The organism is Telmatobacter bradus, assembly GCF_048629425.1.
GTDB lineage: Bacteria > Acidobacteriota > Terriglobia > Terriglobales > Acidobacteriaceae > Telmatobacter > Telmatobacter bradus.
Map to the genome: position 1 here is coordinate 1,868,165 of NZ_CP184532.1, position 24,743 is coordinate 1,892,907.

The window sequence follows — 24,743 nt, forward strand, 5'->3', positions numbered from 1 at the left end:
CGACAAACAAACATTCAACCCTACCCATACGCAGAAAAAGGAGCGCGGTAACTTCCGCGCTCCTTCTGTTTTTTGCCTGCAGCAAAACACGTCCTACATGGTGCGCTTGAAGAGTGGCGTGGCAATCAGCAGGGTACTCACGCCAAAGATCAGCAGAAACGCCAGGTCATACTCGATGGAGGCAAAACCGCCATCCTTGAGGATGATCATCTTGAACCCGTGAATCGCATAGGTGAATGGATCAATCACCGAGAGCGCCCGCAGCCACTTGGGAAAAGCGAAGATCGGATACATTGCGCCCGATGGATAGAAGAGCAGCAGGTTGAGAATGCCAAACATGGCGCGCGGCACCAGCGGATCGTCCACGCGCACCATCAGCAGAAACATCATGCCGTTGAAGGCGATGGAAGTGACGAGGATCAGGCAGAGAATCTGCAGCATCTGCACGGGATGGAAGATGAGCCCGAGGCCCGACATCAGCGATCCGATTACGGTGAGCGAAATGCCTGAGAGCACGGCCTTGACTGCGCCCGCGACGTTCAGGCCCAGCACCAGTTCCAGCCGCGTGATGGGCGTAACCAGATAGCCTTCATGCACGCCCCGTGCCTTGTCGTCGATGTAGAGCATGCCGCCGCCAATCATCACCGAAACAAACATGGCCAGTGCAATGCAGGCCGGCAGCAGGTACTTCATGTAGCCCACGTAGGGGTACAGCTCCACGGTGTGCAGGGCGATGGTCTGCGTCAGACGCGCCTGAATCGTATTCGCGGTGATCCCGTCGATCAGCGCCTGCATCTCGTTTTCCACGCTGGAGGAGGTGAACTGGTCAGTGTTGTCCACCACCAGTCCAATGCGCGGCGCATCCTTGGCTGCTACGCGGCGCGAGTACTGCTTGGGAATGATCACTGCCGCATCGACCTTGCCCATGCGCACATCTTCGCGCGCTTGCACTTCGTCGCTGTAGTCGGTGGTGGTAAAGGTTTTGATGTTGGAGGCAATCGCGTCAAAGCCCTCTTGCAGCTTGACCGCTTCGGGGCCGTGATCGTAATCCACCACGGCCACGCGTGCTCCCACGATTTTTCCGCCGAAGGCGTTGCCCATGATGATCAGTTGCAGGGTAGGCATCATCAGCGACATGATCATCAGCGTGGGCGAGCGGAAGAACTTGCGCATCTCGCGTTCCACAATTGCGAACATTCGGTTCATGGGCGTTCTCCCGGACGCGGCGGCAGGGTGAATGCCGCGGGTTTAACCTGCTCGTCGCGGAGCTGACGGCCAGTGTAGTGAACAAATACATCGTCCAGCGTGGTGTTCTGCACGCTGAGCGAGGTGATGGTTTCGCCGAGCGCAGCCGCCAGTTCCACCAACTGCAGGGTGGTGCGCGATCCCGAACTGGTAAGCAGACGATAGAAGCCACCACTCTCAGCCTGCACGCTGGTTACCTCCTCCAACGTCTCAAGGCGCTTTGCCCACTCCGGAGATTCGTTCTCTACGCGCAGCTCCACTACGTTTGCTCCCGGAACGCTGTGCTTGAGTTCGAGCGGTGTGCCGAGCGCGACCAGCGTGCCATGATCGACAATGGCGATGCGGTCGCAGAGCTTGTCGGCCTCTTCCATGTAGTGCGTGGTCAGCAGGATGGTGAGGTTGCGCGTCTGGCGCAGTTTGTCCAGCATCTCCCAGACGGCAATGCGCGAAACCGGATCAAGGCCGGTGGTGGGCTCATCCAGAAAGAAGATGCGCGGATTATGGATGAGGCCGCGTGCGATCTCCACGCGTCGCCGCATGCCGCCGGAGAGCGTCTTCACCTGCGCATCGCGCCACTTCAGCAGATCCACGGCCTCCAGAACTTCCACAATGTTCTTTTTGCGCTCGGCGCGGGGCACGTTGTAGAGCTTGGCGTAGATGCTCAGGTTTTCTTCCACGGTAAGATCAGGATCGCTGGTGAGCGCCTGCGGAATCACGCCGATGGCGCAGCGCACTGCATCGGGATCCTCCGCCACATTGCTGCCTGCCACATGCACGCGGCCAGAGGTGATGGGGATCAGCGTGGTCATCATGCGGATGGTCGTGCTTTTGCCCGCGCCATTGGGGCCGAGCAGCCCGAAGATCTCGCCTTCCTTCACATTGAAGCTGACGCCCTTGACTGCCTCGAAGCTGCCGTAACGCTTGACCACGTTATCAACTTCAATAGCGTATTTACTGGTGTTTTGTGGCGTGGTTGCAGCGCTCATTGCTTCACCAGTTTGTTCTTGGGGATGTAGATCTCTGCCGTCATGCCGGGCACATACTTTTCTCCCGGATTGTCGATGAGCAGCTTGAGCTGAATGGTCTTGATGTCGCGTTTGCGTGCGCCCACATCACGTTGCGTGGCAAAGTCGGCCTCGGTGGCCTTGTTGATTACCTTGCCCCAGAGCGTACCGCCCGAGGGCATGACCACGCGCAGGCTGTCGCCCAACTGCACGGCATCGGCCTGCGTTTCAGGCAGCGGCGCATAGACCCAGGTTTGGGTCAGATCGATGATGGTGACGATGGCCGTGCCGGAGGAAACCACTTCTCCCTGACGCATGGCCCACACGTTTACGCGGCCGCTTACCGGCGCGTAGATTTTGGAATAACTCTCCTGTGCATGCGCCTGCTCGGCCAGTGCCTTGGCGTTGGCCACCTCGTTGCGTGTGGCAGCCACGGTGTGGGCTGAGACGGAAGCCAGCAACTCGTGCGAATGCGCCTCCCGCAGGCTGGCCTGGGCCGCGGCAAGGGTGTGGCTGGCGGAGTCTACCGCGGCGGCGTAGGCATGTAGGCTGGTGACGGCCTCATCGCGCGACTGCGCGCTCATGATGCCTTGCGCGGCCAGCGCTACGGTGCGATCGGTGTCGGCCTTTTGATGCTCCAGTTGTGCACGCGCCTGGGCCAGCGAGGCTTCCGCCACGCGTACCTGTGCTTCGGCATTGATGGTTGCGCTGGAGGTTTCGCCACGATTCTGCTGCTCGGTGGTCATGGCTTCCTGCAGCTTGCCCTTTTGGCTGCTGGCAGTGGCTTCGGCGGCGCGGGTTGCGGCGTCCAGATCGTCACTCTCAATGACTGCGATCAGATCGCCGGCCTTTACCTGCTGACCTTCGGTGACCAGCAACTGCTGGATGCGGCCGCTGATGCGCGCGCTCACCTGCACTTCATTGGCGTCCACTGTGCCGATCATTTGCAGGTCAGAAGACGGACGGACGGTGACGAAGTACCAGATGAGCGAACCAAACGCCAGAAGTCCAAGAATAAGAAAAACCCGATTGCGTGCACTCACTTGTGCTTCTCCTCAAAACCGTGATGGAACCGCCAGTGGTCCAGATTGTTGCTGGCGGGCATGGGCGTGGAATCGAGCACTGTTTTTGCCACTCTCGATCCATGCGCGCGGTTGCAGAACAATGTTTTTCCCAGATATTCAATGGCCGCTACGCGTTGCTTGCTCAACTCTTTGCGGCTGAGCAGATCGCGGCCCGTTGCCATGCCGACGACCGGCGCCGACAAAAAGTAAAACGTGTTGGCACCGAGTGCGGCGTTCATGATCTGCCACGGGCTGGCCTCGATGAGTTCGCCCTTCTGCTGGCCTTCCACAATCAACTCGCCCACCTGTTTGGTCATGGGGCGAAAGAGCTTTTCCGCAATGGTGGACGCGGAGGTTTTTTCTCCACGCTTGGCCCGCACCATCTCCTGATGGAGGAGGCTATGGAAGGTTTGCCGCGCGTGCAGGCGATCAAAATGGTTCAGGGTAAAACGCACCAGTCGTTCGCCGGCGGTTTCACCCTGCCGAAGGATGCTTGCGACTTTTTCAATGGCTTCGCTGGCCACCTGTTCGAGGGCGGCATCGTAGAGCCCCTGTTTGCTCTTGAAGTAGTAGTAGAGCAGGGCTTTGTTCACTTGCGCGGCTTCGGCAATCTGCTCGGTGCGTGCGCCAGCCAGACCCTTTTCGCTGAAGAGGACGAGGGCCGCTTCAAGAATGCGCGCCCGCGTCTGGTCAGCGCGTTCGGCCTGGGTGCGGATTGGGGGACGTCTTGTCATGATTGCAAAATTAACTAACTGGTTAGTAAAGTACCGCGTCTGCGGATCTTACGCAATGGGGATCTAGAAGGATTTACTTTCTAAAGTACTTACGCAGCTTCTAGCTGCTAGCCTCCAGCCCCTAGCACCTAGAACCAGTTGCTCACCCCTTGCGCGTTTTTTCCGCAATCTCCAGCAGGGCTGTGGCCATCTGGTTGAGCGGGGTGGCAATGCCGTGCTTGGCACCTTTGCGCACTACGGCTCCATTGCGCACGTCGTATTCCATGCGGCGGCCGGCCAGACGGTCGGCAAGCAGGGAATTGACCGAGTCGGCGGGATGGCAGCGGTAGAGGTTGATGACCTCGTCGATGACCGATTCATCCAACTGAGCGCCTTCCGCGCGGGCCACGGCCAGACACTCGGCCACCAGTGCGCGTTCGATGGGAATGAGCGAGTCTTCCCAGAGCACACGGCCCGGTTCGAGGGTGAGCGCATTGAGCGCGCCCACCACGTTGATGCACAGCTTCCACCATGCGGCGGTGGTGAAGTCTTCAGTGAGTACGCAGTGGGCGGAACTGCCTTCGAAGAGCTCCAGAAAGCTGCGCCCCATGGGCGAATCCTCGGTCTTCATCAGCACGCTGCCGCGCACGTTTACCACACCCTCGGGGGTGCGTTCCACGGGGCAGTCAATCACCACCGGCAGAAGTCTGGATGCGCGAATCCACGGGCTGAAGCGTTCACGATGCTCTACGCCATTCTGCACGATGGCGATGGGTGCGCCGTTCGTGCCGAGCCCGGCAAACCAGCTGGCCGCACCCTCGGCGTCGTAGGCTTTGGTGGAAACGATGATCCAGTCCACCGGTTCGGTGTGCAGGGTGCTGGTCAGGTTCAGTGCTTCCACGTGCTGCTCGCCCTCGGGCATGCGTACGGTCAGCTCCGGGAGTGGGCGGCGGGTGCAGAGAATCAGTTGATGTTTTCCGGTGCTGTGCAGAAGCCCTGTCAGGGCTCCTCCAATTGCGCCTACGCCGATCAGTGCGATGCGTGCCATACGGCCTCCCGTTGCAAGCCCGTGGGAAAGTGCGGGTTTACCAATATGTAAGCTGCCACAAAGTGGGTGTAGAAAAAAGTACCTGCGGCGATTCCCCCATGTGGGACGCGGCAGGTAAACAGGCTGCGGAAAAACTCACACCAGAGTGGATTGGTATTTGCGGAGGGAGCAGGGGCCTTCAGGCCTCTGGAGCATGGAAGCCGCGAATATCGCCTTTAGGCGCGGGCTTTTTCTTACTTTGGAGGCGAACTTCGGAAAGACTTCCGGGGCTGAAGCCCCCGCTCATTTTGCAGATTTTTGCAGGGGTTAAAACCCCTGCCTCCCTCCGCCACCAGTTTTTCCGGAGCCTGTAAAGCCCACGTATTTTGCAGCGTTTGTGGCACGACTGAAGTCGTGCCCTATCAAAAGAGTTGAAATTCAGACTCTCAACGTTCAAGCCAGGTCAGGAGGATCAGGCCGGGGGCAGAGCATCGATGACGGTCACGCCTGTGGGGGCCGTGAACTGAAAGGCTCCGGCGGGAGCGGACGCATTGACCTGCTCGCCTGAGAAGGTGAAGCGGGTGGTTGAGCCGTCGTTCTCATCGGCTTCAATGGCCAGAATCGTGCCCTCAGCCGTGACGGTGAGCGCCATGCGCGGGCAGCGCTGCTCCTGACCCCTGGGCTTGCCGGTCAGCGTGAATGTGCCGCCGGGGCCAGATGCCAGCGTCAGGCCCACCAGCTCTTTTTCCAGTTGCGTGTGGCCCAGCAGAAAGCGCAGCGGCGAGCGCAGGTCATCGAGTTGTTTGGCGGGAATGCGCTGTGCCTGGGGCTGGCCTTTGGTATAGAACCAGGCGTATTTGCCGTCCAGCAGAAAGAGCTTGCCGGCGGGCGAGCTGTAGTCCCAGCGCATGCGGCCGGGTTTGGAGAGCAGCAGGGTTCCGCTTTCGGTGCGGCGGCGGCCCATGCCGGCATACGTCTCGCTGAAGCCAGCCTTGAGAGAGTGCAGCTGGTTGTAGTGGCGATCCACGCGGGCGGCCACATCGTGCACCGAGGGCGAGGCGGCCTGCTGGGCGTGCAGGCGGGCCACGCCGGGCAGCAGCATCAAGGCAAGAAGAACGGCGGCCGTTTTGAGTCGGCCGCCGCTGGGTAGGGTTTTCACACTCACTATTGTAAAAGCTGGGTGCAGTTGCTGCCACCGGCAGGATCATATTTGATCACGCCCGACTCGTCGCTGCAGAAGCCGGAGTCGCCCGTTTTGCCCACGGTCTGCGGCACGGCCGTAACCACGTAGCTGGTGGCGCGGTCCTGGCCATTCACCGTGATCTTGTTCTTGCAGGTGATGGTGAAGATGTAGCCGGCCTTGTAGCCGCTGGTGATGTCGCCGGAGAGGATCTGTGCGCCGTTCGGATTGGGTGCGCCCGCATTGGGATCGCCGCCCAACTGCGAGAGCGAGCAGGCAAAACCCGAGGCCGGGTAGTCGGAACTGTACTGCACTTCGGCCTTGTTGACGGTCTGCAGCGAGTTGATCGCCGAGGTGCGGTGGGCGCTCTTCCTGAGGCTGCCAATGGTGGGAATCGCCATGAGCATGAGGATGAGGATGATGGCAATAACGATCAGCAGTTCCATCAGCGTAAAGCCATTGGATGGCGTGGCCGCATGGTGGCGGCGTTCAGGCAGGTTCGTACAATTCATATTCAGCGCCTCGTCGAAACGGCTCGTAGTCACAGGCCGACTCCTTGAAATGCTACAACGTACAGACGGGAATGGGAAAGATTTCGCTCATGGAAGCAGTGTGCAAGCTGCTACGGGAGCTGGGTTCTTCTGCGCGAGGTGAGTTTTTTCGCAGATACGGGGGGATTGCCGTGGAGAATCGTAAAAAGAGGAATCTGGCCGTAAATTGCCGCTGCGGCCAGATTTTCTGTTCTAGGAGTCTGTCGCCCATAGAATTGCCCGAGGTCCTGGTCCAGACCAGGCCCAGCAGATTACGATTTTGTTATGGGCCAGAACTTCCTTCCAGACACGGTCAACCAGACGCTTCTGTTTCCACCCAGCCTTCACGACTGGCTACCTGACGGCCATTTGGCTCGTTTTGTCGTGGATGTGGTTTCGGCATTGGATCTTGAATCGATCTATGCTTCGTATCGCGAGAAGGATGGTCGCGGCCAGTCGGCTTATGCTCCGGAGATGATGGTTCGCCTTCTTTTGTACGGTTATGCCACGGGCGTTTACAGCTCACGCAGGCTTGAGAAGCATACCTGGGAAGACGTGGCATTTCGCTATCTTTCCGGCGACCAGCATCCGGACCACGCCACGCTGGCCGAGTTTCGCAAACGGCATCTGGCTGCGCTGTCCGAACTGTTCACGCAGGCCTTGTTGCTGTGCGCAAAAGCCGGTCTGGTTAAGCTGGGTCATGTGTCGATCGATGGAACAAAGATCAGGGCGAACGCCAGCAAGCACAAGGCGATGAGCTACCAGCGCATGACCGAGAGCGAGGCGCGCCTGAAGCAGGAAATCAACGCTCTGTTGGCTGCTGCGGAAAAAGCGGATGCCGACGAGGACGCGCAGTACGGCAAGGATCGGAACGGCGAAGAACTTCCCGACGAGTTACAGCGACGCGAGAGCCGGTTGCAGAAGATTCGCGAAGCGAAGCAGGCACTCGAAGACGAGGCCCGCGAGAAGGCTGAGCAGAAACTTGCTGAAGCAGAAAAGAAACAGGCTGACGAGGAAGAAGATCGTCGCGCGGGCAAAAAGAAACGTGGTCGCAAGTCGAATCCCCCTGATCCGGACAAGGCAAAACCCGCAGACAAGGATCAGCGCAACTTCACGGATCCGGAGAGCCGCATCATGCCGGATGGCGCCAATAAAGGCAGCTTTTTACAGGCTTATAATGCGCAGATCGCGGTCGATTCCATCGCGCAGGTAATCGTGGCCGCCGCGGTTACGCAGGAGACGAACGACAAAAAACAATTACTGCCGATGGTGGCACAGATCGAAAAGAATCTTGCCCAAAAGCCCGAGAAAGTCAGCGCTGATACCGGCTACTTCAGCGAAGCAAATGTGACCGACGCAACGGTAGCTGAAATCGACTTATACATCGCCACAGGCCGCGACAAACATAGTGATCCAACGGAGATAGCCTGTGGTGAAGCCCCGTCAGATGCAACGGCACGAGAACAAATGCAACATAAGTTGAAGACCGAGGCCGGACGCGCAGTCTACAAAAGACGCAAGGCGATCGTGGAACCGGTCTTTGGACAAATCAAGGAGTGCCGCGGTTTTCGTCGCTTCAGCATGCGCGGCAAACAGAATGTGAGCGGAGAGTGGAGGCTGGTGTGCGCGGTCAGCAATCTGTTGAAGCTCTTTCGCTCCGGATGGGCACTGCAAAACGCGTAAAAACAACGAAAGATCAGAATCCGAATCAGAGTCGCGCCTCAAAGATACGGTGCGGTAGAGAAAAACTGACAGCAACAGACAAATCCAGTACTGCGCAGCCAGGCCGACATCTCCTGCAAAAATCGCAAACGCTATGAGCGACAGACTCCTAGAGGCTTACTTCGTCAGCGGTTCCTGGTTGATCCAGTGGCCGATGGCCTCCATGGACTGCGGACGGCCTAGGAAGTCGTGCACCAGCTCGGTGGCTGGCTTGCTGCCGCCCGGCTCCAGCACCGTGTGGCGATAGCGCATGGCGGTTGGCCCGTCCAGCAGGTTGTTGGGGTCAAACTGCGCGTAGAAGTCGATGGCAATCACCTTGTCCAGCAGGTAGGTGTAGTAGTTCGACGCGTAGCCGGTGAGGTGGGTGAACGAGGCGAAGGTGTGCTCGCCCGCAATCGGCGCAAAGGGCGAGAAGCGGGTGTTCATGGCCGTCCACTGGGCGTCAAAGTCCAGCTTTTCCGGGGCCTGATTGTGCAGGGTGAGCGAGTAGCTGCTGTAGAGCAACTGGTGCTCTACCCAGGTGCCGCGGCCCCAGGCGCTGGCGGCGTTCATGCGGTCCACAAGCGCTGAGGGAATCGGCTCACCGGTCTGGTAATGATGGCCGAAGGACTGCAGAATCGTGGCCGAGTGGAAGAACTCCTCCAGCATCTGCGAGGGGCTCTCCACAAAGTCGCCTTCCACGCTGAATCCGCCCTCGGCGGACCACTCACCCTGGCTGCCGAGAATGTTGTGCATCAGGTGTCCGAATTCGTGGAAGAAGGTGACCACTTCGTCGTACTGCATCAGGCCCGGTTCGCCCGGCTTGCCGCCGCTGAAGTTGCACACCAGCATGCCTTCAGGCAGTTGGCGGCCGCGAATGCCGGGAATGACCGGCGACGAGGAGAACCACTTGTCCTTGCCCTCGCGCGGGTGCATATCCAGATAAATTCTGCCGAGCTTGCGGTTCTTTGCGCCATCGGCAGCGTCGTAGACGTCGAATACGTCCACGGAGCTATCCCACACGGCGGCGTCCTTGACCTGCTTGAAGCTCACGTGGAAGAGCCGCGCGGCGGTCTTCAGAATGCCGTCCTGCACCTGGGCGTAGGGGAAGTAGGGACGCACGCTCTGCGCATCAAAGTTGAACTGGCTGCGGCGGAACTGTTCGCGCCAGTAGGCGTTGTCGGAGACCGTAATCTCCTTCAGCCCGGGCTCTGACTTCTGCGCCAGCGCAAGCAACTGGCCGTACTCGCGGTTGGCGGCGGGCCGCGCAATCTTGTCCAGATCGTCCACCAGCTTGGTCACGTTGGCGGGCGAACCAATCATCTGATCCACCGTGGCGTAGTCGGCGTAGTGCGCATAGCCAAGCGTGGTGGCTAACTGCTGGCGCGCAATCAGGAGGTTGCGCAGCACGGCGTCGTTCTTGGGCCAGGCGCGGTCGGTGTAGGCCAGAAACATCCGCTTGCGCAGCTCGGCGCTGCTGGCAAAGCTCATTACCGGGCCGTGGTCGGGCTCATCGGTGCTCAGTGTGACCAGACCGTCGGCGTCGGGCTTGTGGGCAGACAGAAAGTCAGCCGGCAGTCCGGCCAGCTCTTCGGGCTTGGCCTTGAAGTGGCCCGTGCCATCGGCGACGTTGCGGGAAAACTCCAGCGTCAGGTCGGTGATTTTGTCCTGCAGAGCGTGAATCTGCTTGCGGGTGGCCTCGTCGCGGTCTACGCCCGACAAGTGGTATTCCAGCAGCGTGTGCTCCAGATAGTGGCGGGTGGCTGGGTCGGCAGGCTGGGCCACGGCGGCCAGAGCCTTGTAGACCTGCGTGTCGAGGCTCAGATCGGTTTGCACGCTGCCGATCTTGGCGGCCATCTCCTGGCCCTTGTCGCGCAGCGCGGCCGTGTCCGCCAGCGAGTAGAGCAGGTAGGCGTTGTTGCCGGCAATGGTCAGCTCATTGACCGCGTCATCGTAGGGGCGCAGCGCGTTTTCCACTGTGCGCGGTCCCTGCACAGCTTCAAGCTTGGCCAGATCGGCCTTTTCAGCCGTCAGCCGCTCATTGATCCAGGCCTCAAAGGCTGCGGGAGAACGGGCGGCGAGCCAGCCATGCAATGGATCAGCGGGAGCGACGCTCTGCGCGGCCACGGGAAGGCTGGCACAGGCAAGTGCGAGAGAAGCAAGAAAAACCTTCATGGCAGGAGTATGGCATAAAAGCAGCTTCCAGCTGCTAGCTGAGGGCTAGAAGCTAGAGGCTGGGAGCTGATAGCCGCATCTCGTACACTAGAACCTGCCCCATGAACTCCTACTGCGAAGTCGCCCTGCCTGTCCCCCTTGATCGAAGCTTTACCTACGCCTTGCGTGCCGGGCAGAGTGTGAGCCGGGGTGTGCGGGTGATTGCGCCCTTCCGCAACGAAAAGCTGATTGGCGTGGTGACGGCGGCCAGCGTCGAGGCCCCGCCTGACGTGGAGATTCGCCAGCTGGAAGCCGTGCTCGATGAGGAGCCGTTGCTCAGTGAAGAGCTGCTCTCCTTGGCCAGCTGGATCGCGCAGTATTATCTGGCCCCGCTTGGCGAGGTGCTGCGTGGCATGCTGCCGCTGATGGCCGAAGTGCGTCGCACCGTCTACTACCGCATCACCGATCAGGGCCGCGACGTGCTGGCCACGGCGATGGAAGACGAAGACGATGAGATGGGCGGTCCCTGCGGCCTGTTTGGACACTTCAAACCCCGGCGTCGCTCTCATCTTTCCAGTGAAGAGAACGATCTTACCCGCCGCGTGCTGGACCGGCTGGCTTCCGGCGAGGCGGTCAAGGTTTCCACGCTGCGCACGGCCACAGCGGCCTCGTTGCCGGTGCTGGCTTTGCTGGTGCGCCGCAAGTGGATTGTCCGCGAAACGGCGGCTGTGGAGCGCGATGCGCGGCGCATGGAGCGCTTTGCCGTGCTCACCGAAGAGCAGCGCCTGCCTAAACTGACCGAAAAACAGCAGGCGATTCTGGCCGAACTGGCTGCTGCCGGTGGAGAACTGTCGCTGGCCGAGTTGCGCAAACGCGCTCTGCCTTCCTCCACGCTGCAGACGCTGGTACGCAAGAGTCTGGTGCGCATTGAAGAGCGCCCCATGGTCTTTCGCATGGGTGGGCTGCGGCCGGAAACTGCCGTCTTCGTGCTGAATCCCACGCAGCAGCAGGCGCACGACAAAATTACCGCCGCGCTGGGTGGATTCAAGTCTTTTCTGCTGCATGGCGTCACTGGCTCGGGCAAGACGGCGGTCTACATTGCCGCCATGCGCAAGGCCCTCGAACTGGGCTATTCCACGATTCTACTGGTGCCTGAAATCGGCTTGACCCCGCAGACGGTGGGCCTGATGGATGCGGCCTTCGGAGAGCGCGTGGCCCTGCTGCACTCCGCGCTTACGCCGGAAGAACGCAGCGAGCAATGGCGGCGCATTCGCCGGGGTGAGGCCACGGTGGTGGTGGGCACGCGCTCGGCCATCTTTGCCCCTGCGCCCAACCTGGGCCTGATCCTGATTGACGAAGAGCACGACCAGAGCTACAAGCAGGAAGAAACGCCGCGCTACAACGCCCGCGACGTGGCCGTGGTGCGCGCCCGCCAGAATAACGCCGTGGTTGTGCTGGGCTCAGCCACGCCCTCGCTGGAAAGCTGGCAGAATGCCCAGCAGGGCCGCTACGAGCGCATTACGATGAGTGAGCGCGTGGCCCATCGTCCGCTGCCTTCGGTGGAACTGATCGACATGCGGCAGGAGTTCCGCGAAACCGGCAAGGAACTGCTCTTTTCCCGCACGCTGATTGACGAAACGCAGGCCGCGCTGGATCGCGGTGAGCAGGCCATTATTCTGCTCAACCGCCGTGGCTACTCGTTTGCTGTAATGTGCCGTGCCTGCGGAGCAAAGCTGGAGTGCGAGAACTGCGCCATTGCCCTCACCCATCACAAGGCCATGGCCGAAGACGATCCTGGACAGGCCCGCGAAGGCCAGCGGCTGGAGTGCCACTATTGCGGCTTCCGGCGCAAGGTTCCGGCCCGTTGCCCCAAGTGCGAGAGCGAACACCTCTACTATCTGGGCGCGGGTTCGCAGCAGGGCGAAGAGCGCTTGCAGGAGATCTTTCCCGGAGCCCGCATCGGCCGCATGGATCGCGACACCGTGCGGGGTCGCTACGATCTGGAACGGCTGCTTGCGCGCTTGCATGCAGGCGAAATCAACCTGCTGGTGGGCACGCAGATGATTGCCAAGGGACACGACATTCACGGCGTCACGCTGGTGGGCGTGGTCGGTTGCGATCACTCGCTCTCCATGCCGGACTTCCGTGCCGCCGAGCGCGTTTTTCAGCTGATGACGCAGGTTTCCGGTCGCGCTGGCCGTGGCGAGCTGCCCGGGCGAGTGGTGGTGCAAACCTACTACCCCGACCACTACGCGATTCTGGCCGCCAGCACCCACGATTACCCCGGCTTTGCCACCCGCGAGCTGAAGTACCGCCAGTGGATGCACTATCCGCCCTTCGGATCGTTGGCCAACATTCTGGTGCAGTCGCCCAAGCTGGAAGAGGCGGCGGGCTGGTCGGCGGAACTGGGCAAATGGCTGCAGGCCAATAAGCCCGAGAACGTGCGTCTGCTGGGCCCCTGCACCGCGCCCATCGCGCGCATCAAAAACGTCTACCGCTTTCACATGATTCTGAAGTCAAGCTCGCGCAGCGCACTCAATGCCGCCCTGCGCGGCCTGTTGGCCCATGCCGATGCCGCTGATGTGCCCCGGCGCAATCTGGTGGTGGACGTGGACGCGGTGCGTCTGCTGTAAGCCTGCGTGGCAGCAAGAAAAGCCCGGCAGGCAGATCCGTTGGAAGCAAGCAAAACCACCCCTTCCAAAATTGTTGGCGCAGAGCGCGGAAACAATTTTGGAAGGGGTGGTTCTGCGTATGTTCTTTGGATGCCTGCTTTAGGCCTTGGCTGCCTCGGCGGCTTCAAGCGAATGCAATTCCTTGCCGGGCTTGAAGCGGACCGCCTTGCCCGGCGCAATGCTGACTTCGGTGCCGGTACGCGGGTTACGGCCAATGCCGGTTTTGCGGGCACGGACGCTGAATACGCCGAACCCGCGCAATTCGATGCGCTCACCGGCAGCAAGGGCCTGTTTGAGGCCTTCGAATACCGTGTCTACAGCGGCTTCCGCCTTGGTGCGGGGAAGTCCCGTGCGCTCGATTACGTGATGCACGATGTCCTGTTTAATCAAAGATCGACCTCGCTGGCTTGACTCGGTAGAGCGTGTTGGCACCCTACTCTGCTGATATTACAGATTTTGCCACGAATCGGGAAATGCGGAAAGCATCTCTTTGCGTTTCTGACCGCAAATTTTGCTTTCTGTCCCACTTCGTTCCTGGGATTTTCCGCCCAGACCATTTCCGCCTGTTCCTGCCTGCTGCATTGTTAGACGTAGTTCTGCTGCGCTTCCGGCAACGGCAGAAGCGATTTTCTCAGGGTTTACCGCCGTTCCAACCGCGAAGCAGCTATGGAAAGTAGGCGGTATTTTTGCCGTGGGCCTTTTTAGAGGCAGATAAATATTTCAGGCACCTCAGTTTTTGCTTTTTTTACTGTGTCCGCGGCTATTGTCACAATACCTGAAGTCTGCAACAATCCTTTTTCCGCTTGAATGTGTTCGGCGAGACATCGTTCTGTTGATCGCTTGGGCAAAGATAAAAAGTTGTGAATGAATTTTCCGGTTGCGTGGGCGCGACCGAGCAAGGGAACAGGAGCGGAATTTATCCGGAATCGTAGCGTGGGCCGCAGCTTGTAGTCCATTTCCGGTACCGCTTCTGGCTTCTGACGCGAGGCAAACAATGGGTGCAGAAAAAATAATTCTCATCGGTTTGTGGGCTGAAGAGCCGATGAGGCTTGAAGGTCTGATCAGCATCTTTGATCAGCAGGCCGACGAGGGCAAGCCCAGGCTGATGCCGGTTCCGGGAGATCTTCTGGAACTGCTCAAGCATCGTAATCTGCAATATATTGTGCTGGACCTGAACAGCCTGCCGGGCTCTACCGAGACCCTGGAGATGATCCGCCGCGAACGTGCTGACCTGCGTCTGATCGTCCTCGGTCCCGATGGCGATGACGAGCTGATCATGAAATCGATTGTGGCTGGAGCGCGGGCCTATCTTGGCTTGAACGCCGATACCGGGATGGTGCGTAAAGCCATCGACGTGGTCACGGACGGTTCCATTTGGGCTCCACGCCATCTGCTTTCCCGGCTGATTGACCGCTTGCTCAAGAATCAGGACACCAGTTTGACCGTCAGCCAACCGCAGATGACCGAGCGGGAGCGCCAGGTTCTGGAACTGATCCTGATGGCCCGCTCCAATCGCGAGATTGCCCAACAGTTGGGGATAGAGGAACGGACTGTGAAGGCGTATGTTGCCCGTTTGATGCGCAAGGCGGGAGCAGACAATCGCATCAAGTTGTCCATGTCGTCCCTGGGTCTTTCGCTGCGTTCGCCACAGTCTGAGGGTGTTTCCATGCGGCGGAAGGACGATTTTGTCCGGTTACCAATTGATTAACATGATATGTTACTTAGGCCCATTGGCCTTAAGTACTCTTGTGCGATTAACATGTTTTCCACACACTTATTAACAGAAACAACGCAGATCTGGGGAAAGGAGTTCCCAGGCTGCATGGCAACATGAAGCCTGGGAACTCCTCTTTTTTCCTTTTCTTCTTCCTCTGTTCTCTTTCTCTTTCACTCTATTTAGAACTTGCAGCCCTCCCAGCACTCTCAATGCACAGCCTCCTGTGCAGTTTCTGAGATAATTTTCATTTTTCACGCTCAAAAGCCGCGCTGAGCGTGATGTTCTGTGCCAAATTTCAATCTTCTGACATTAATTTGTGTTTTTGGTAAATTATTTCGTATCAAGAAACACGGTAGCCCTGCCCCCATGTTGGCCGTTCTCCGCGTTTCTGGCAGCAAGCTTGCTGTTGCTATATTTTCATTGGGAGTTGATTTCCGCCCGTGGGATTCAGCGATACTGTTTTTGCTATAGGCTGATGGAGTCGTTATCTACGGCATGCATGCACGAGCTTTTCTTCTGATTTCATTTCTAGCGAGGCAGCTTTTTTTTACTTGCCCGCGTCCAATTCAGGCAGGAAGCGCCCGCTCCGGTGGGAAGGACTTCTAGCCGTCAACCATGAAAGGAACCAGAGATGAAGAAACTTGTTCTTTCCCTCTGCCTCTGTCTGTTTCTGCAGTCCTCGGCCTTTGCGGCGTCTTCGCGTGAAGATCTGCAGATGCGTCTCGATTCCGCCAAGCTGGTTTTGGACCAGATCATGAATGCGCAGGACAACAGCATTCCGTTGAACATTCTGCAGCAGGCCACCTGCGTGGCGGTGGTGCCCGGCATGATGAAAGGTGCGTTCATCTACGGAATGCAGTACGGGCAGGGGGTGGTGACCTGCCGCACCGGCCATGGCTGGAGTGCTCCGGTTTTCATCCGCATGGCGGGTGGATCGTTTGGCTTCCAGATCGGCGGCCAGTCCACGGATCTGGTGCTGGTGGCTGTGAATGAACGTGGCTTTCAGGATCTGCTCAAGAGCAAGTTCAAGATTGGCGGCGATGCGGCGGCTACGGCTGGCCCGGTGGGCCGCAACGGGCAGGCTGCCACCGACTGGCGCATGAACGCCGAGCTGCTCACCTACTCGCGCAGCAAGGGCCTGTTTGCCGGCATTGATCTGGATGGAACCAGCGTGAGCCAGAATCGCGAAGACACGGAGCTGTATTTTGGAACGTCGCACAACTTCGGTTCCGTGCTGCATGGCGATGTGCCGGTGCCTGCCGGCGCGGTGCCGTTCGTCAAATCCGTGGCGCACTACTTTGTGGAAGCCAAAAAACAGAGGTAAGTTGCAAAAAGGTATGTTTTACGCAGGGCGATCTGGCTTGGTCCGGGTCGCCCTGCGGTGTTTTCCTTGCTCCTGCGCGGCGCATCAGTCTCCAATGCCCTACACTAACTGAGTTGCTTTTTTCGCCGATTTATTTTCATGATGCTCAGACGACTTGAATACTTGCTGGTGTTGGTGGTGACGCGTGTGCTTGGGCGCTTGCCGCGTTGGTTGGCGCGTTGGGGTGCGGCCCTGATCGTCTCTGCGATCTATCGTTTGCACAAGCGGCTGCGGCAGGTGGGCTTGCGCAATCTGGAGCTGGCCATGCCGGAGCTGGGTCAGGCGGAGCACGAGCGTATTCTGCGCGGCGTTTATCGCCACCTTGGCTGGCAGCTGGTGGAGTTTTGCCGCATGCCGCGCTACACGCTTGAGAATCTACGCAACTGGGTGAGTACCGAAGGCCATGAGCACTACGAGGCTGCGGCCGCCCGGGGCAAGGGCGTGCTGGTGATTACCGGCCACATGGGCGCATGGGAGCTCTCCAGCTTCTATCACTCGCTGATGGGCCATCCGATGGGCATGGTCATTCGCCGACTCGACAATCGCCTGCTGGACAGCTACGTGAACGGCATTCGCTGCATGCATGGCAATCAGGTGTTGCACAAGGACGATTTTGGTCGCGGCCTTCTGACGGCCATGCGCGCCGGTCGTACGGTGGGCATTCTGATGGACACGAACATGACTCCGCCGCAGGGCGAGTTCGTTGATTTTTTTGGCCGCCAGGCTTGTACCGCGACGGGCCTCGCTCACATTGCCCGCAAGACCGGCGCGGCCGTGCTGCCGGGCTTCATGCTCTGGGAGAAAGAGCAAAAGAAGTACGTGCTGCACTTCGGGCCGGAGGTCGAGATCCCTCACACGGACGATGTGGCAGCCGACATTGTGGAAGGCACGCAGCGCTCGACGGCGGCCATCGAGCACTGGATTCGCAGCTACCCCGATCAGTGGCTCTGGATTCATCGCCGTTGGAAGACGCGGCCTGCCGGGGAAGCATCGCTTTATTGAGAGGAACGAATGACTCTAGGCGAACTGATCGAAAAATTGGGCGGGGAACTGAAGCAGGGCAGTGCGGAGGTTGTGGTTTTGGGCGTGAATCGCGCCGAAGAGGCTACGGCGAGCCAGATTGTGTTTGCCGAGGACGCTGCCACCGCAGAAACCATCCTGAAGAGCCGTGCGGGTGTGCTGGTGCTCAAGCCGGGGCTTGCGGGTGGGCCAACCGCCGCCGCGGTCGTGGAAGCGCGTGTACCCCGCCTGTGGTTCGCTCAAGCGGCAAAACTCTTGTCCAGAAGTTTGTCCCCCGCAGGGGTCCATCCTTCCGCCGAGGTGGATGCGACGGCCGAGCTGGCCGAAAACGTGACCGTGGCGGCCTGCGCCGTGGTCGGTGCGGCAGCGGTGATTGGCTCGGGTTCGCGCATTGAGGCGGGCGCGGTGGTGGGCGAGGGCGTGCGCATCGGCAGGGACTGCCGCATTCACCCGCGCGCCGTGCTGCAGACGGGCGTAACGCTGGGCGACCGGGTGGTGGTGCATCCTGGCGCGGTGCTGGGTGCGGACGGTTTTGGCTATGTGCGCGACTACGCTACCGGCCGCTACACGCAATTTCCCCAGCAGGGCACGCTGGTGCTGGAAGACGACGTGGAGATTGGTGCCAACTCCACCATTGATCGCGGAGCGCTGGAAGAGACGCGCATTGGCCGCGGCACCAAGATCGACAATCTGGTGCATGTGGGGCACAACTGCAAGATTGGCGCGGATGTGATTCTGGTGGCATTGACGGGAATCAGCGGGTCAAGCACGGTGGGCGATGGGGCGATTATTGCCGGGCAGGTGGGCATTGGCGACCATGCGCATGTGGGGCCGGGCGTGATTTTGGGCGGGCAGTCGGGCGTCTTTAACGGCAAGACCGTGACCAACGACGGCCTGAAGCCGGGAACCGTGCTCTTTGGTACGCCGGCCCGGCCGCTGCGGCAGGTGATGCGCGAGCAGGCTGTGTTGGCAAGGCTGGCAAAGAAGCAGAAGGGGAGCTGCTAGCTTCCAGCCTCTAGCTTCTAGCTTCCAGCTCTAAAACTGCTGTTAGCTCGTCCTGCGAACTGAGTCTGCATCTCTAAAGTGTGAAGCCCTCGGCAATGGCCGAGGGCTTCGTGGTTCTTGGTGAGGAAGGCAGAAAGTACTCTCCCATTTCCACCCCTGAGCAGCTTTCAGCTATCGCACTCGCTTGCTGGGCTGGTCGGAGAAGATCTGGCCGTCGCGGATGTGGACGACGCGGTGGGCGAACTCGGCAATGTCGGGCTCATGGGTGACCAGAACGATGGTGTTGCCCTTGGCGTGCAACTCGTCGAACAGGGCCATGATCTCGTCGCCGGTCTTCGAGTCCAGGTTGCCGGTGGGCTCGTCGGCCAGGATGATCGAGGGGCGGTTGACGAGGGCGCGGGCGATGGCCACGCGCTGGCGCTGTCCGCCGGAGAGCTCGTTGGGCTTGTGTTGAACGCGATCCCCCAGTCCGACGTTGGCCAAGGCCTGTTGGGCGCGTTCCAGCCGCTCGGCAGCGGGCGTGCCGTTGTAGATCATGGGCAGCTCAACGTTATGCAGCGAGCTGGCGCGGGCCAGCAGGTTGAAGGTCTGGAAGACGAAGCCAATTTCCTTGTTGCGGATGCGGGCGAGCTGATCGTCGTCCAGCTCGCTGACCAGCTGGCCATTGAGCCAGTAGCGGCCCTGCGAGGGCGTATCCAGACAGCCGATCAGGTTCATCAGTGTGGATTTGCCCGAGCCCGACGGCCCCATGATGGCCACGTATTCGTTGTGCTTGATGTGCAGCGAAACCCCGCGCAGGGCATGCACCTGCTGCTCACTGCCCATGTCGTAGGTGCGCCACAGATTGTCGACGACGATGACCTCGTCGGCCAGAGGAGCCATGGCGTCCTGTACTGCTTCGCTGCTGGTGCTGTTCGTAGCCATCCGAATCTTTTTCCTTCTCGATGTTGGGAATCCGCGCAGGAATTCCTCGCCCCTCAGGGCTAAAGCCCAATCTCATTTTGTGGCACTTGTGGTCCGCCTAAAACCGGGCCCTGTTACAAGGTCCACTTTGATAGGGCATTGGCGCATCGTTTGAAGCTCTGCCCATGCAAATTCCAGGTTCCTGACGGCGCGATTCCCAGGTTGCTAGGAACCGCTGCCGGAGTTCAGGGTCACCTTCAGAGTATCGCGTTTGAGCAGGGCATTGTTCTTGAGCGCTCGCAGAGTTTTGTAGGGGCCGGTGACGATTTCCATCCCCTCGGTCAGTCCGCTGAGCACTTCAATGTCGGTAGTGCCGGTAATGCCGGTGGTTACGGGAACGAATTTGGAGCGGAGTTTGCCCTTGGCGTCCTTGTCCACCACGAAGACGCCCTGAACCGGAGCGGTTTTGGACTGTGAGGTGGCAGCTTGCACGCTGTCCTTGTCCTTCTGCGCGTCGTCGGCCTTCGGGTCGTAGAGCGTGAGCGCCTGGATGGGCAGCGACAGTACGCCGGGCTTGTGGGCCGTGGTTACCTTGGCGGTGCAGGAAAGCCCTGGGCGTAGCTCGTCGTTGGGGTTGTCGAGCGTGACCACGACCTTGAAGTCCTTGGCCTCTTCGGTGCCGGAGGTCGACTGCGAGGTGGCAATGCCGGAGGAGCGCAGCAGAGCCTGATCGCCAACCAGGGTTACACGGCCCTTGAAGACCCTGCCGGGCAGGGCGTCGACGGTAATGTCGGCCGTCTGGCCAATCAGGATGTTGATGATGTCGGTTTCGTCCACCTTGACCTCGGCCGTGACCACGCTCATGTCGGCCAGGGTCATGAAGGTCGAGCCCTCGGTGTTCTGAATGCCTTCCACAACGGTTTCGCCCTCGCGTACTGGTTCGTTGGTCACAATGCCGTCGAACGGGGCCAGGGCGATGGTTTTGTCCAGCAGATCCTGATTGGCACGCAGGGTGGCTTCCTGGGTATGCAGGTGGCCACGGGCCGAATCGGTCTGGGCTCTGGCCTGGTTGTACTGCGCCTGGGCCTGATTCACGCTGGCCACATCGGTTTCGTACGACGCTTTGGCGGAGTCATAGGTAGCCTTGGAGTCAACGCCAGCCGTGTAGAGTCCCTGGGCGCGCTCCCAGTCCAGCTTTTTCTGCACCAGATCGGCCTTGGCGTGCTCCAGATTGGCTTCCTGGGTCTTTTCATTGGCAATATCGCTGGAAATGTCGGTGCGGGCGGCGTCAATGGCGGCCTGCTGGCCGTTCACATTGGCTTCCTGCTGTACATGTTCCACCGAGGCCACGGTCTGGCCCTTCTTCACATGGTCGCCCTCCTTGACGTACAGGTGGGTAATGCGGCCCATGGCGGTTGCGCCCAGGTTGACGTAGGTCTTGGGCTTGATCTGGCCCGTACCGCTGACCACGGTGGCCAGATCCTGACGGGCGATTTTGGCGGTCAATACCTTGGTATAACCCGATTGCTGCTTGACGATCATGGCGACAATCAAGCCGGCGGCAACCAGGACGCCGAGCACGATCAGAAGTATTTTCTTCATGGATAAGGGCTCCGAATCAGTCTCAAACAGTGTACGCAAGGAAGTTCAATCTGGTTCCACGAAGAAAGTCAAAGTGTGAATTTGCCTCAGACGGAGCCGGGGAATGGACGGCTGTGCGGGCCGGAGGGTAGGCTGAAGCCAGCATACTTTCGGAATTTCGGATGGATGGGCTGGCTTTTCGTTGACCTTGCCTGCCTGGAGGCGTCCAAGGGGCAGCCGGCTTGGCGGCTGGCGGTTGCCCCGCCCTATCCGGACCCGTAGAATAAGGGATCGCAGGAGTTTTTCTAAGGCTAATGATGCTCAACGGACGCAAGTTTCTTTTCCTCGTGCTGGGTAGCGGTCTGGTTTTGATCCCGGCTGCAACCCAAAAGTCGCTGGCCCAGGCCGCGACGCAGGCTCAGCCTCAGGCTCAACAGCAGGGTGGATCGTCCAGTGGCCAGGAGAGCCCGGATAAGGATGTTGATCCGCGCAGACGCCAGCGCTCCGACAAGGAACGCTACAAGGCGCAAAAGGATCTGCGCGCCGAGTTGAAGGGCACTTACAAAACCTGGTTGAGCCAGGACGTGACCTACATCATCAGCGATGAAGAGCGTAAAGCCTTCATGAGTCTCTCCAACGACGAAGAACGCGATGCCTTTATCGAAAACTTCTGGCTGCGGCGCAACCCCAATCCCGATTCGCCGGAGAACGAGTTCCGCGAAGAGCACTACCGCCGCATTGCCTATGCCAACGAGCACTTTGCCGCCGGCAAGCCGGGCTGGAAGACGGATCGTGGCCGCATCTACATCAGCTGGGGCAAGCCCGACAACATTGATTCGCATCCCTCGGGCGGCACCTATGAGCGCACCCCGGAAGAGGGCGGCGGTTCCACCTCGACCTTCCCGTTTGAAACCTGGCATTACCGCTATCTGGAAGGCGTGGGCGAAAACATCGATCTGGAATTCGTCGATACCTGCCAGTGCGGCGACTACCACTACACCCTTGACCGCAGTGAAAAGGATGCCCTGCTCAACGTACCCGGTGCCGGCCTGACCCAGTACGAAGAGATGAACCACAAGGACAAGACCGATCGCTTCAAGGGTGGTGGTCTGGAGCGTTTGGGCAATGGCCCGATGGGTGACAGCGAATCCGGCAAGGAATTCGACCGCATCGAACTGGGCGCCAAGCTTTTTGCACCGCCGCCGGTCAAGTTCAAGGATCTTGAGGCCTTTGTCAGTGAGCACAAGGTGCTGAGCGGCCCCATCTTCCCGTTTGATGTGCGCACCGACTTCGTCAAGGTGACCGAAAGCATGGATACCGTGCCGATCACCGTGCAGATGCGCGTACGCGACATCACCTTCGTGACCAAGGACGGCGTTTCCCGTGGCACGGTCAACATTCTGGGCAAGGTGACGACGCTCTCCCACAAGACGGTGCAGACCTTCGAAGATACGGTTTCAGTGGATGAGCCTTCTGAGCTGCTGGAAAAGGTGCTCGACAACCAGCGCGTCTACTGGAAGTCTCTGCCGCTGCAGCCCGGACTCTACCGTCTGGACATTGCCATCAAGGACGTGAACAACCCCGACCACGTGGGTGTTTACGGTCGCGGCATTGATGTTCCCGCCTTCCACGATGAAAAGCTGGGCACCTCGTCGCTGATTCTGGCCGACCAGTTGCACACCGTTTCTTCGCGTGAAATCGGCAACGGCAACTTCATTCTGGGCAACACCTTTGTACGTCCCCGCGTGAGCGCCAATCCGGCCACACCGGTGATTTTCCACCGCAATCAGGACCTGAACTTCTGGATGCAGGTCTACAATCTTGGTATTGACGACGCGACCAAAAGCAATCAGGCCAAGCTGACCTATCAGGTGACCGATGCGGTTACGGGCGTTGTATTGCTGGAGAATACGGCGGATTCCAAGGACCTGGGAGCGCACAGCGATGAGCTGACCTTCTTCAAGAGCTTGCCTCTGGCGGGTCTGCAGCCGGGCAAGTACAAGGTAACCATCAAGGTGAACGATGCAATTTCCAAGCAGGAGATTGCGCAATCGGCACCTTTTGTAGTGGAATAATACAATCAACCCGCGCGGGATCCAGCTGGACGTTGAGATTCGGCAAACCGCGCGGGTTCCATTGATTTGCAATACCTTCGCCAGGGTAGACGCCGGATCACACAAGTGATGATGCGCAAAACCCATTTCGACCTATTTGCAATACTGACTGTGCTCATGTGCGCCAGCGCCTGCTGGGCCGCGCCTGCCACGGTCTCCGGCGTGGTGCGCAATACGGCGGATGAACCGCAGATGGGCGCGCAGGTTGAGTTGCTGCGCGCTGACCTCAGCGTGGCCGCCATCGTAATCACCGACCGCAAAGGCCATTTCCAGATAGATTCCGTTCTGCCCGGCCGCTACTCGGTCAAGGCGGTCTGCCAGTCCTACCTGCCCAGCATGCGGGAAGACGTGCGGGTGCGTACCGGCACGGTCGTCAATCTGACCCTGAACACCCTCTACGAAGCCATGCAGTGGTTGCCCGCCCAGCCCAAAAGCCCCGATTCGCCGCAGGATGACTGGGCCTGGACCCTGCGTTCAGCCGCCAATCGCCCGCTGTTGCGCTGGCTTGAAGATGGCCCGCTGGTGATGGTGGACGAAGGTAAAGGCCGTCAGCCGCACCTGAAAGCACGCCTGATGGCTACTGGACAAGAAGGCACTTTTGGCGAGAGCGGAGAACGCTTTTCGGTGACCGTCGAAGATACTCCGGCTGGATCCAGTGAGTTGCTGGCCCGCGTTGACTTTGCTCCCGAAACCGATGCCGGCATGGAGTCCATGCTTGGCTTCCGGCAGGATCTGGGCATCGTCGGCTCAGTCCAGTCCATCGCCAGCATTGAAGTGCGGCCGGATGTGGAAGGTCCGCTGGGCTCTGGCCTGGATGAAGCCGGCATCAGCGGCTGGGAGTCGATCCACCTGGGCGATCTGGCCGAGATCGAAGCCGGTTCCACCGTCGTGGCTGGCCGCCTGACCGGATCCGGAAGCACCTCCGCCCTGCTGCCTTTTGTAGATGTGCGCGTGAAGGACGAAAACTCCAGTCTGGATTACCGTCTGTCTAGCTTTGTTCCGCACAAGTTTCTGGGCGATTCCTTCAGCCCCACGCTGCCGCCGCTGGTGGTGCGCAATGGTCACATCCAGGTGGAGCACGGAATCCATCAGCAGTTGGGCTGGGAGCGCCGCACCGATGCTTCTGACCTGAGCGTGACTGTTTTTACAGACCACCTGCATCATCCAGTCATTGATTCCTCGTCTTCGTCCCTGCCGCTGACAGCCACCAGCAACAGCCTGCTGGATCCATCGAGCGGCATGATGCGCGCCGTAGGAGCGGATTATTCTTCCACCGGCATTGAAGCTGCGGTGGAGCGCAGGATCATGGGGCAGAATCGCATCCGCCTGGCCTATGCGGACGGCAATGCGCTGGTGATTCCCACCGAGACCAACACCGTGCCTGCAGGCCAGTTGCTGACCACCACCCGGCCGCGCCGCACCCAGACCTATTCACTGACGCTCAGCGGCACTCTGGAAGGCACGGGGACCCGCTGGCGGGCCAGCTATCGCTGGCAGCCGGAAGATACCGTCACTCCGGTCGCGCCCTTTGCCGTGGAAGCCAGTGCTCCTTATCTGGGCCTGCACCTGCGCCAGCCTATCCATCTCGGCTCCGCCAGCTTCCAGACTTTCGTGGATGTGCAGAACCTATTGGCCCAGGGCTACCGTTCCTATGTGCTTGGCGATGGCTCTCTGCTGCTCTTTGCCCAGGATCCGCGTGCCGTGCGCGGGGGGCTGGAGTTCAGCTTCTAGAGTTCTGAGTTTGAAATCC

The 24,743-nt window shown here is 59.7% G+C and carries 20 protein-coding genes; 8 read left to right on the forward strand and 12 right to left on the reverse strand.

The window, feature by feature from the left end; all coding sequences use genetic code 11:
* Window positions 1-93 precede the first annotated feature (93 nt).
* The 7 genes from ACOBR2_RS08020 to ACOBR2_RS08050 form a co-directional block, all read right to left on the reverse strand.
* Window positions 94-1,206, reverse strand: coding sequence for an ABC transporter permease (locus tag ACOBR2_RS08020; RefSeq protein WP_420239502.1), 1,113 nt, complete (start codon window positions 1,204-1,206; stop codon window positions 94-96).
* Window positions 1,203-2,231, reverse strand: a complete 1,029-nt coding sequence (locus ACOBR2_RS08025; RefSeq protein ID WP_420239503.1) for an ATP-binding cassette domain-containing protein — start codon at window positions 2,229-2,231, stop codon at window positions 1,203-1,205. Before ACOBR2_RS08025 ends, ACOBR2_RS08020 begins: the two co-directional genes overlap by 4 nt.
* Window positions 2,228-3,292 carry an HlyD family secretion protein gene (locus ACOBR2_RS08030; protein ID WP_420239504.1) on the reverse strand — a complete coding sequence of 355 codons (1,065 nt, stop codon included), beginning with the start codon at window positions 3,290-3,292 and terminating at the stop codon, window positions 2,228-2,230. The genes ACOBR2_RS08025 and ACOBR2_RS08030 overlap by 4 nt, the downstream gene beginning before the upstream one ends.
* On the reverse strand, window positions 3,289-4,047 hold the full coding sequence (locus ACOBR2_RS08035) for a TetR/AcrR family transcriptional regulator (RefSeq protein ID WP_420239505.1): 759 nt from the start codon (window positions 4,045-4,047) through the stop codon (window positions 3,289-3,291). The genes ACOBR2_RS08030 and ACOBR2_RS08035 overlap by 4 nt, the downstream gene beginning before the upstream one ends.
* A gap of 142 nt (window positions 4,048-4,189) precedes the next feature.
* A complete protein-coding gene (locus ACOBR2_RS08040; RefSeq protein WP_420239506.1) occupies window positions 4,190-5,074 on the reverse strand; it encodes a 2-dehydropantoate 2-reductase in 885 nt (294 codons plus the stop codon).
* Window positions 5,075-5,525: 451 nt separating this feature from the next.
* Window positions 5,526-6,212 carry a LolA family protein gene (locus tag ACOBR2_RS08045; RefSeq protein ID WP_420239507.1) on the reverse strand — a complete coding sequence of 229 codons (687 nt, stop codon included), beginning with the start codon at window positions 6,210-6,212 and terminating at the stop codon, window positions 5,526-5,528.
* 5 nt (window positions 6,213-6,217) lie between these two features.
* On the reverse strand, window positions 6,218-6,778 hold the full coding sequence (locus ACOBR2_RS08050; RefSeq protein ID WP_420239508.1) for a prepilin-type N-terminal cleavage/methylation domain-containing protein: 561 nt from the start codon (window positions 6,776-6,778) through the stop codon (window positions 6,218-6,220).
* Window positions 6,779-7,048: 270 nt separating this feature from the next.
* Here ACOBR2_RS08050 and ACOBR2_RS08055 point away from each other — a divergent pair, with 270 nt between their 5' ends.
* Window positions 7,049-8,446 (forward strand): IS1182 family transposase, encoded by a 1,398-nt coding sequence (locus tag ACOBR2_RS08055; protein WP_420236173.1) that lies wholly within the window; start codon window positions 7,049-7,051, stop codon window positions 8,444-8,446.
* Between the two features lie 156 nt (window positions 8,447-8,602).
* Here ACOBR2_RS08055 and ACOBR2_RS08060 read toward each other — a convergent pair whose 3' ends face one another.
* Window positions 8,603-10,639 carry a M3 family metallopeptidase gene (locus ACOBR2_RS08060; protein WP_420239509.1) on the reverse strand — a complete coding sequence of 679 codons (2,037 nt, stop codon included), beginning with the start codon at window positions 10,637-10,639 and terminating at the stop codon, window positions 8,603-8,605.
* 101 nt (window positions 10,640-10,740) lie between these two features.
* On the opposite strand from ACOBR2_RS08060, the gene priA reads away from it, so the two are divergent.
* On the forward strand, window positions 10,741-13,251 hold the full coding sequence (gene priA, locus ACOBR2_RS08065) for a replication restart helicase PriA (RefSeq protein ID WP_420239510.1): 2,511 nt from the start codon (window positions 10,741-10,743) through the stop codon (window positions 13,249-13,251).
* A gap of 138 nt (window positions 13,252-13,389) precedes the next feature.
* Here the strand turns inward: priA and ACOBR2_RS08070 are convergent, their stop codons facing one another.
* Window positions 13,390-13,680: an HU family DNA-binding protein gene (locus ACOBR2_RS08070; protein WP_420239511.1), complete on the reverse strand. Its 291-nt coding sequence runs from the start codon at window positions 13,678-13,680 to the stop codon at window positions 13,390-13,392.
* Window positions 13,681-13,991: 311 nt separating this feature from the next.
* On the reverse strand, window positions 13,992-14,285 hold the full coding sequence (locus tag ACOBR2_RS08075) for a hypothetical protein (RefSeq protein WP_420239512.1): 294 nt from the start codon (window positions 14,283-14,285) through the stop codon (window positions 13,992-13,994).
* 47 nt (window positions 14,286-14,332) lie between these two features.
* Between ACOBR2_RS08075 and ACOBR2_RS08080 the strand changes: the two genes are divergently transcribed.
* The 4 genes from ACOBR2_RS08080 (at window position 14,333) to lpxD (ending at window position 18,395) form a co-directional block, all read left to right on the forward strand.
* Entirely contained in the window at window positions 14,333-14,998 is a 666-nt protein-coding gene (locus ACOBR2_RS08080) for a LuxR C-terminal-related transcriptional regulator (protein ID WP_420239513.1), read from the forward strand.
* A 640-nt stretch (window positions 14,999-15,638) separates the two neighbouring features.
* On the forward strand, window positions 15,639-16,331 hold the full coding sequence (locus ACOBR2_RS08085) for a lipid-binding SYLF domain-containing protein (protein ID WP_420239514.1): 693 nt from the start codon (window positions 15,639-15,641) through the stop codon (window positions 16,329-16,331).
* Window positions 16,332-16,469: 138 nt separating this feature from the next.
* Window positions 16,470-17,372, forward strand: coding sequence for a lysophospholipid acyltransferase family protein (locus ACOBR2_RS08090; RefSeq protein ID WP_420239515.1), 903 nt, complete (start codon window positions 16,470-16,472; stop codon window positions 17,370-17,372).
* Between the two features lie 9 nt (window positions 17,373-17,381).
* Window positions 17,382-18,395 carry a UDP-3-O-(3-hydroxymyristoyl)glucosamine N-acyltransferase gene (lpxD, locus tag ACOBR2_RS08095; protein WP_420239516.1) on the forward strand — a complete coding sequence of 338 codons (1,014 nt, stop codon included), beginning with the start codon at window positions 17,382-17,384 and terminating at the stop codon, window positions 18,393-18,395.
* A gap of 171 nt (window positions 18,396-18,566) precedes the next feature.
* Here the strand turns inward: lpxD and ACOBR2_RS08100 are convergent, their stop codons facing one another.
* Together ACOBR2_RS08100 and ACOBR2_RS08105 are read right to left on the reverse strand one after the other, a co-directional pair.
* Window positions 18,567-19,319 carry an ABC transporter ATP-binding protein gene (locus ACOBR2_RS08100; protein WP_420239517.1) on the reverse strand — a complete coding sequence of 251 codons (753 nt, stop codon included), beginning with the start codon at window positions 19,317-19,319 and terminating at the stop codon, window positions 18,567-18,569.
* 204 nt (window positions 19,320-19,523) lie between these two features.
* Window positions 19,524-20,900 carry an efflux RND transporter periplasmic adaptor subunit gene (locus ACOBR2_RS08105; protein ID WP_420239518.1) on the reverse strand — a complete coding sequence of 459 codons (1,377 nt, stop codon included), beginning with the start codon at window positions 20,898-20,900 and terminating at the stop codon, window positions 19,524-19,526.
* Window positions 20,901-21,193: 293 nt separating this feature from the next.
* Here ACOBR2_RS08105 and ACOBR2_RS08110 point away from each other — a divergent pair, with 293 nt between their 5' ends.
* A complete protein-coding gene (locus tag ACOBR2_RS08110; RefSeq protein ID WP_420239519.1) occupies window positions 21,194-22,954 on the forward strand; it encodes a GWxTD domain-containing protein in 1,761 nt (586 codons plus the stop codon).
* Window positions 22,955-23,110: 156 nt separating this feature from the next.
* Window positions 23,111-24,724: a TonB-dependent receptor gene (locus ACOBR2_RS08115; RefSeq protein ID WP_420239520.1), complete on the forward strand. Its 1,614-nt coding sequence runs from the start codon at window positions 23,111-23,113 to the stop codon at window positions 24,722-24,724.
* Window positions 24,725-24,743: the final 19 nt, after the last annotated feature.

Coding starts and splice junctions, on each gene's coding strand:
- ACOBR2_RS08090 (WP_420239515.1), top strand. CDS start 16,470: ATGATGCTCAGACGACTTGAATACTTGCTGGTGTTGGTGGTGACGCGT.
- ACOBR2_RS08025 (WP_420239503.1), bottom strand. CDS start 2,231: ATGAGCGCTGCAACCACGCCACAAAACACCAGTAAATACGCTATTGAA.
- ACOBR2_RS08035 (WP_420239505.1), bottom strand. CDS start 4,047: ATGACAAGACGTCCCCCAATCCGCACCCAGGCCGAACGCGCTGACCAG.
- ACOBR2_RS08115 (WP_420239520.1), top strand. CDS start 23,111: ATGTGCGCCAGCGCCTGCTGGGCCGCGCCTGCCACGGTCTCCGGCGTG.
- ACOBR2_RS08020 (WP_420239502.1), bottom strand. CDS start 1,206: ATGAACCGAATGTTCGCAATTGTGGAACGCGAGATGCGCAAGTTCTTC.
- ACOBR2_RS08040 (WP_420239506.1), bottom strand. CDS start 5,074: ATGGCACGCATCGCACTGATCGGCGTAGGCGCAATTGGAGGAGCCCTG.
- ACOBR2_RS08055 (WP_420236173.1), top strand. CDS start 7,049: ATGGGCCAGAACTTCCTTCCAGACACGGTCAACCAGACGCTTCTGTTT.
- ACOBR2_RS08060 (WP_420239509.1), bottom strand. CDS start 10,639: ATGAAGGTTTTTCTTGCTTCTCTCGCACTTGCCTGTGCCAGCCTTCCC.
- ACOBR2_RS08080 (WP_420239513.1), top strand. CDS start 14,333: ATGAGGCTTGAAGGTCTGATCAGCATCTTTGATCAGCAGGCCGACGAG.
- ACOBR2_RS08105 (WP_420239518.1), bottom strand. CDS start 20,900: ATGAAGAAAATACTTCTGATCGTGCTCGGCGTCCTGGTTGCCGCCGGC.
- ACOBR2_RS08110 (WP_420239519.1), top strand. CDS start 21,194: ATGATGCTCAACGGACGCAAGTTTCTTTTCCTCGTGCTGGGTAGCGGT.
- ACOBR2_RS08085 (WP_420239514.1), top strand. CDS start 15,639: ATGAAGAAACTTGTTCTTTCCCTCTGCCTCTGTCTGTTTCTGCAGTCC.
- ACOBR2_RS08100 (WP_420239517.1), bottom strand. CDS start 19,319: ATGGCTACGAACAGCACCAGCAGCGAAGCAGTACAGGACGCCATGGCT.
- priA (WP_420239510.1), top strand. CDS start 10,741: ATGAACTCCTACTGCGAAGTCGCCCTGCCTGTCCCCCTTGATCGAAGC.
- lpxD (WP_420239516.1), top strand. CDS start 17,382: ATGACTCTAGGCGAACTGATCGAAAAATTGGGCGGGGAACTGAAGCAG.